Here is a 6,226-nt window from a genome sequence, read left to right on the forward strand (position 1 = left end):
GTCGGTCAGGCCTGCGCTGTGGCTGAGGTGGGCAATCGGGCATCTCCCCACGACTGAGACACCCCATTGGCTCTCCCCCGTAGCTGAGGCGGTCGATCAGGCCTCCTCCCAGGGCTGAGGTGTCCGTCTGCTCCGTGTCCGAGGTGAGCGCCGGGACTCTTCGGGTCCGTAACCCTAGCCCTGCGGACCTCTCGGGAGGAAAGCCCCACGCCAGTCCGGTGCCCAGGTGGGGGCAGACTTGGGACCGGAGTTCACCTAGGGAGCGGGGGCCGGACGTGGGAGTCACCGGGGCGCGGGTACGCGCGGTGTTGGGAGCGCGGACTCCGGGACCGGTCGGGAGGTGGCCCGAGGGGCCGGGCGGCGACGGCCTGCGAGCGGAGTACGCGCGGCGCTTCGGGACGGAGCCCGAGGGCCTGTGGCACGCGCCGGGGCGGCTCGCCCTGATGGGTGAGCACACGGCGGCCAGCGGCGGTGCCGCCCTCTTCGTGGCCTTGCCCTGGGGGGTGACGGTCGCGGTCGGTACCGACCCGGAGGGCTCCACACACATCGCGGCCCCCAGCGGCCCGCTGAGCGACCGGCACCCCTCCACCCGGGCGGTGGCGCGCTCCGTGGCCGACGCGCGCGAGAGCGGGCGTCTGGGCGCTGACAGGGGCATACGGGTGCTGATCGGCTCAGACCTGCCCGAACACGCCTCCTTGGGACACTCGGCGGCGGTCGGCGCGGCTGTGTCCCTGGCACTGGCCGACCTCACGGGGGCCGATCGGCCCACCGGCGCCACCGTGGACGAGGGCGTGGTCCTGGCCGCGCGCGCGGGGCACGCGGTGCGCGTGAACCTGGCCAGTGCCAGGACCACGGTGCTCCCGTTCGACCTGGCCGGGGCCGGGATGCGCCTGGTGGTGCTGGAGACCGGGCAGCTGCCGAGGCGGGACCCCCGCCCGGTGCGCGCCGCCGAACTGGCCCGTGCCCAGGACGTCCTCGGCCCGCTGCGGGCCGTCCAGGACCTGCCCGGGACTCTGCGGCGGCTTCAGAACCCCGTGCTCCGCCACCGGGTGGAGTACGCCGTCACCGAAGTGCACCGGCTCAACGCCGCGGTCGGTCTGTTGCGCGCGGGCCGCGCGGCGGAGACGGGGCCGATCCTGTCCGCCTCGCACCTGTCCCTGCGCCGGTTCGACCTACCCCTGCCCGCCGTGGAACTGGCGGTCGAGACGGCCGCGCGGGCCGGTGCCCGGGGCGCCCGGTTGTCCGGGTGGGCGGGGACCGCGTTCGCGCTGGTCGCGGAGGAGCGGGTGGCCGGGCTGGAGTCGGAGGTCCGCAAGGCGTTCCTGGCGAGGGGTTGGCCCCCGCCGCGTGTCCGGGCGGCGCTGCCCTCGGAGGGTGCCCGTCGCGGGGCCTGACGGCCCCGGCCCCGTGGCGTTCCTGGCCGGGGCCCCGGGCAGCGGAGGAGATCGGATCGAACCCGACTACTCTGTCAGCGATCACAAGGGACGTACGACACACCCGAGCGGCACATGGCGCGGAGCAGATAGGCGAATCGATGGCTGACCGACGGCACGGGGAAGGGGCCGGCTCGACCGGTGGACACGACGACGCGGGCGTGTTCCGGCGCGGCGGCGACCCTGACAAGCCGGACGAGTTCGAGAGGCTGTACCGCCCCCGCGAGTCCGAACAGCGCGTGGTGGGCGACACCCGGCGGCTCCCCCCTGCCGACCGGGTTCCTCCGCACCGCCCCAGGAAGCGCCGGACGCACAGCGCCGGGCGCGAGTACGACGGGCGCGGGCACCAGCGCCGTGCGCGGGAGCGCCGCAAGAAGACCGCCCGGAACACGGTGATCCTGGTCCTGGTCCTGCTGCTGGTGGTCCCCGGGGCCTTCTACCTCTGGGCGGACTCCCGCTTGCAGCGGGTGGACGCCCTCCAGGACTACGAGGGCCGCCCGGACCGACAGCCCGGGACCACGTACCTGATCGTCGGCTCCGACAGCCGCGACGGTCTGGACGACGACCAGATCCGGGACCTGGCCACGGGGCGCGCGGAGGGCCGCCGCACGGACACGATCATGGTGCTCTACATGCCGCGCGACGGCGATCCGACGATCGTCAGCGTGCCGCGCGACTCCTACGTCCCCATGGCCGTCCCCGGCTACGCGGACAACAAGATCAACACCGCCTTCGCGGACTCCGTGTGCGGCACCGGCGAGGACGGCGAGGAGGTCTGCGGCGGCCCGGCCCCGCTGGTGCAGAGCTTCGAGCAGGCCTCCGGCGTGCGGATCGACCACTACGTGGAGATCGGCATGGGCGGCTTCGTGGACCTGGTCGACGCGGTCGGCGGCGTGGAGCTGTGCCCCGAGGAGCCGATGGCGGACCCGAAGGCGGGCCTGGACATCGAGGCGGGCTGCCAGGAGATGGACGGCGGCACCGCGCTGGGCTACGTGCGCACCCGCGCCACACCGCGCGCCGACCTGGACCGCATCCAGCGGCAGCGCGAGTTCTTCTCCGCGCTGATCCAGGAGGCCAGCGCCCCCTCCACGCTCTTCAACCCGTTCAAGTCGGTGCCGCTGGTACTGGCGGGCACCGACACGTTCATGGTCGACGAGGGTGACAAGCTGCGTCACCTGGCGAGCATGCTGCTGGCGATGCGCGGCGGCACCCAGACCACGGCGGTTCCGGTGGGCGACACCCCCACGCTGGACGGTGTGGGCTCGGTGGTGCTCTGGGACGAGGTGCGGTCCGAGCAGATGTTCGAGGCCATGCGCACCGGCGAGGCGATCCCGGAGGAGGCCATGGAGGACTGAGGTCCCCTGGAACGAGCGAAGGGCCCGTCACCGGAGTGACGGGCCCTTCTTCGTGACGTTCCGTACTGTGCGCGCCTACCCCCCAGCGGGCGCACGGCCGGCACGTCGGCTCGTGGTGGCCTGAGGGGCGAAAACCCCCTCTGGCCTGCCGGTTCTCACCGGCGTGTCTCCACAATAGGTCAAAGTTCGCGAAAGGGGCGAATCGCGCTCACGTGTCCTACGTCGCACCCGACGCCGGAGGACCCCCTCCTACCCCGTCATCCTCCCACCACCGACGTCCGCATGTGGGCCGAACACGGGAAACACACCCGGGAACTTCTGCGGCCCGCGCGCCCCGAACCCCCGCGAACAACGCGTTTCGTGCTTCTCGACCCGCTGCGGCGACCCCCGGAGACGACGAAGCCCGGGCGCCCCCTCACGGGGACGCCCGGGCGTGGTCAAGGTCTCACCGCGCCGGTCGGCTCAGGACCGTCGCGCCGAGTCAGGACCTAGGCGAGGCGCTTGCTCAGGTTCTCGTCCAGAGCGGCGAGGAACTGCTCGGTGGTCAGCCACTCCTGCTCGGAGCCGACCAGCAGGGCCAGGTCCTTCGTCATCTGGCCGCCCTCGACGGTCTTGATGACGACGTCCTCGAGGGTGTTCGCGAACTCGACCACCTTCGGGGTGTTGTCCAGCTTGCCCCGGTGCTCCAGACCGCGGGTCCACGCGAAGATGGACGCGATCGGGTTGGTCGAGGTGGGCTTGCCCTGCTGGTGCTGGCGGAAGTGACGGGTCACGGTGCCGTGGGCGGCCTCGGCCTCGACGGTGCGGCCGTCGGCGGTGCGCAGGACCGAGGTCATGAGGCCGAGCGAGCCGTAGCCCTGGGCGACGGTGTCGGACTGGACGTCACCGTCGTAGTTCTTGCAGGCCCAGACGTAGCCGCCGTCCCACTTGAGCGCGGCGGCGACCATGTCGTCGATGAGGCGGTGCTCGTAGGTCAGGCCCGCGGAGGCGAACTTGTCCTTGAACTCGGCCTCGAAGATCTCCTCGAACACGTCCTTGAACATGCCGTCGTAGGCCTTGAGGATGGTGTTCTTGGTGGACATGTAGACCGGGAAGTTCCGGTCCAGGCCGTAGTTCAGGCTGGCCCGCGCGAAGTCCTCGATGGACTTGCGGTAGTTGTACATGCCCATCGCGACGCCGCCACCCTCGGGGAAGTTCGCGACGTCGAACTCGACCGGCTGGCTGCCGTCGGCCGGGGTGTAGGTCATGGTGACCGAGCCGGGGCCGGGGACCTTGAAGTCGGTGGCCTTGTACTGGTCGCCGTGGGCGTGACGGCCGATGATGACCGGCTTGGTCCAGCCCGGCACCAGACGCGGCACGTTCTCACAGATGATGGGCTCGCGGAAGACGACGCCACCGAGGATGTTGCGGATGGTGCCGTTGGGCGACCGCCACATCTTCTTGAGGCCGAACTCCTCGACGCGGTCCTCGTCGGGGGTGATGGTGGCGCACTTGACGCCGACGCCGTGCTCCTTGATGGCGTTGGCGGCGTCGATGGTGATCTGGTCGTCGGTCCGGTCACGCTCCTCGATGCCGAGGTCGTAGTACTTCAGGTCGACGTCGAGGTACGGCAGGATCAGGCGGTCCTTGATGAAGGACCAGATGATCCGGGTCATCTCGTCGCCGTCGAGCTCGACTACGGGGTTTTCGACCTTGATCTTGGCCATGGCTGTGTGGCTGTCCCTTCAGTCCTCGCTACCGCCTCGTGCGGCGGAGAGCCGGGACCGGTTCGTGGCCGGTCCCGTGTCCCGCGCGCGCGGCAATCCCTGATCCCGCCCGGTGTCCGTGCTGCCCGGGAGGCGGCGCTTGTCAGTGTCGCGGTATCTCGACATCAAGCTTATTCGACGCCTAGGAGGAGAGTTGCGGCGCCACCCAGGCCAACACGATCAGAAGGACCGCGAGCGCCACCAGAGTGAGCAGATCGACCCATCTCCGGCGTACCGCGAGCAGTCCGATCCAGTCCTTGGGCAGCAGCAGCCGGAAGGTCGCCGCGAGCAGCAGCGCCGTCGCGATGATCGCCGGACCGCGCTTGAAGTAGGCGGCCGCCACCACGACGATCCCGGCCGCCAGCGCGGACAGGACCAGGGCGTAGGGCACCTGGGAGAGCCAGTACGGCACCTTGGGGCGGCCGCCGCCCGTCCCGCCCGACCCGCCGTCGGGGGTCCCCCCGTCCGGCCGGACCACCTCAGTCTGCTCAGCGTCGTCCACCGCGTCCCGACCCGTTCGCCTCGGAGTTGCTTGGCCGCCGTGCGGCCCGTACCCACGGCCCCTCCCCGGTCGGCTGGCACAGACCGGCCACACGTCGAGGAGGAGCTGTCCGAAACCGAACAGCGCTCCAGTGTGGCTCATGTTCCTGGCGGCTCCGGACGCCCCGTACGAACAGGGGCGCCGTCGTCCTGGAGGGACCGCGTTCATACTAGTGAACCCCACGGCCGAAGCCCCAGGGCCCACGGAAACGGACTGGCTTCCTGCGGGGGCCTCTGATGACCGTTTCCTGCTTCCGGTTCGGTCACAGAGGCGTATTTCCACGCCTTATCCGTCTAACTCCGAAGTAAGCGCGTAGAACCCGTACCAGCCGGGTAACCAAGGTGGAGATGAGTGCACCGGTGAGCGAGGACCACCCCCATGAAGCCCACTCGACGTGTAGACCGATCGGCCACCCCCCGACAGCCGCCCCTCCACCACCGTAGGCCGCACCCCCACCGACCGCGCCCCAGCAGCCCGGGAGGAGTCACCGTGGACGGTCCCTACCTTCGGTTGGAGGAGACCGGGGACATCCGCCCCCTCCCCCACGAGGTCACCACGATCGGCCGCGGTGAGGGCGCCGACATCCGACTGACCGACCCCAGCGTGTCCCAGCTCCACGCCGAACTGGTCCGGCGCGGCCCCTACGTCTACGTCGTCGACCTCGGCCTGTCCCGCAACGGGACACGGGTCAACGGACGCCCCATCGCCCGCCGCGTGCTGGAGGAGGGCGACGTGGTGAGCTTCGGCAGCGCCCGCTGCCGGATCGGCGGCCTGCCCAGCGAACAGCTCAGCCCCGACATCGAACTCCGCAGGGGTGCCGCCCCCGAGCTCACCCGCCGCGAGCTGGACGTGCTGACCGCCCTGTGCCAGCCCGCCCTGTCCGAGGAGGCCTTCGTGGCCCCCGCCACCGCCCGCGACATAGCGGAGGCCCTGGTGGTCACCGAGGCCGCCGTCAAGCAGCACCTGTTGCGGCTCTACCAGAAGTTCCGCATCCCCGAGGGGCAGAACCGGCGCACGCGGCTGGCCAACGAGGTGGTCGCCCTGGGTCTGGTCCGACCGATGCCCGTGGGGGGACGCACCCGCCGCGCGAGTTGAGCGGTGGGTTGGGGCTGGGCGGTGGGTTGGGGCTGGGCGGTGGGGGTGGGGTTGGGC

General features: G+C 71.2%; 5 protein-coding genes. 3 read left to right on the forward strand and 2 right to left on the reverse strand.

From position 1 onward, the window contains the following. Window positions 1–275 precede the first annotated feature (275 nt). A complete protein-coding gene (locus KBX21_RS25285) occupies window positions 276–1,394 on the forward strand; it encodes a galactokinase family protein (RefSeq protein WP_210844141.1) in 1,119 nt (372 codons plus the stop codon). A 140-nt stretch (window positions 1,395–1,534) separates the two neighbouring features. Continuing rightward, the gene (locus KBX21_RS25290; protein ID WP_049577311.1) at window positions 1,535–2,788 is read left to right on the forward strand and encodes an LCP family protein; all 1,254 of its coding nucleotides are present in this window, start codon (window positions 1,535–1,537) and stop codon (window positions 2,786–2,788) included. A gap of 488 nt (window positions 2,789–3,276) precedes the next feature. Here KBX21_RS25290 and KBX21_RS25295 read toward each other — a convergent pair whose 3' ends face one another. Both KBX21_RS25295 and KBX21_RS25300 read right to left on the reverse strand, forming a co-directional pair. Then, window positions 3,277–4,494: an NADP-dependent isocitrate dehydrogenase gene (locus KBX21_RS25295; RefSeq protein WP_049577314.1), complete on the reverse strand. Its 1,218-nt coding sequence runs from the start codon at window positions 4,492–4,494 to the stop codon at window positions 3,277–3,279. 181 nt (window positions 4,495–4,675) lie between these two features. Next, window positions 4,676–5,035, reverse strand: coding sequence for a DUF3017 domain-containing protein (locus tag KBX21_RS25300; protein WP_049577317.1), 360 nt, complete (start codon window positions 5,033–5,035; stop codon window positions 4,676–4,678). 528 nt (window positions 5,036–5,563) lie between these two features. Here KBX21_RS25300 and KBX21_RS25305 point away from each other — a divergent pair. Then, on the forward strand, window positions 5,564–6,169 hold the full coding sequence (locus KBX21_RS25305; RefSeq protein WP_017542228.1) for an FHA domain-containing protein: 606 nt from the start codon (window positions 5,564–5,566) through the stop codon (window positions 6,167–6,169). Window positions 6,170–6,226: the final 57 nt, after the last annotated feature.

The sequence above is a fragment of the Nocardiopsis sp. B62 genome, from assembly GCF_018070675.1.
In the GTDB taxonomy this organism is placed as follows: domain Bacteria; phylum Actinomycetota; class Actinomycetes; order Streptosporangiales; family Streptosporangiaceae; genus Nocardiopsis; species Nocardiopsis prasina.

Excerpts from the sequence above, each read along its gene's own strand:
- KBX21_RS25290 (WP_049577311.1), top strand. The coding sequence starts at position 1,535 with ATGGCTGACCGACGGCACGGGGAAGGGGCCGGCTCGACCGGTGGACAC.
- KBX21_RS25295 (WP_049577314.1), bottom strand. The coding sequence starts at position 4,494 with ATGGCCAAGATCAAGGTCGAAAACCCCGTAGTCGAGCTCGACGGCGAC.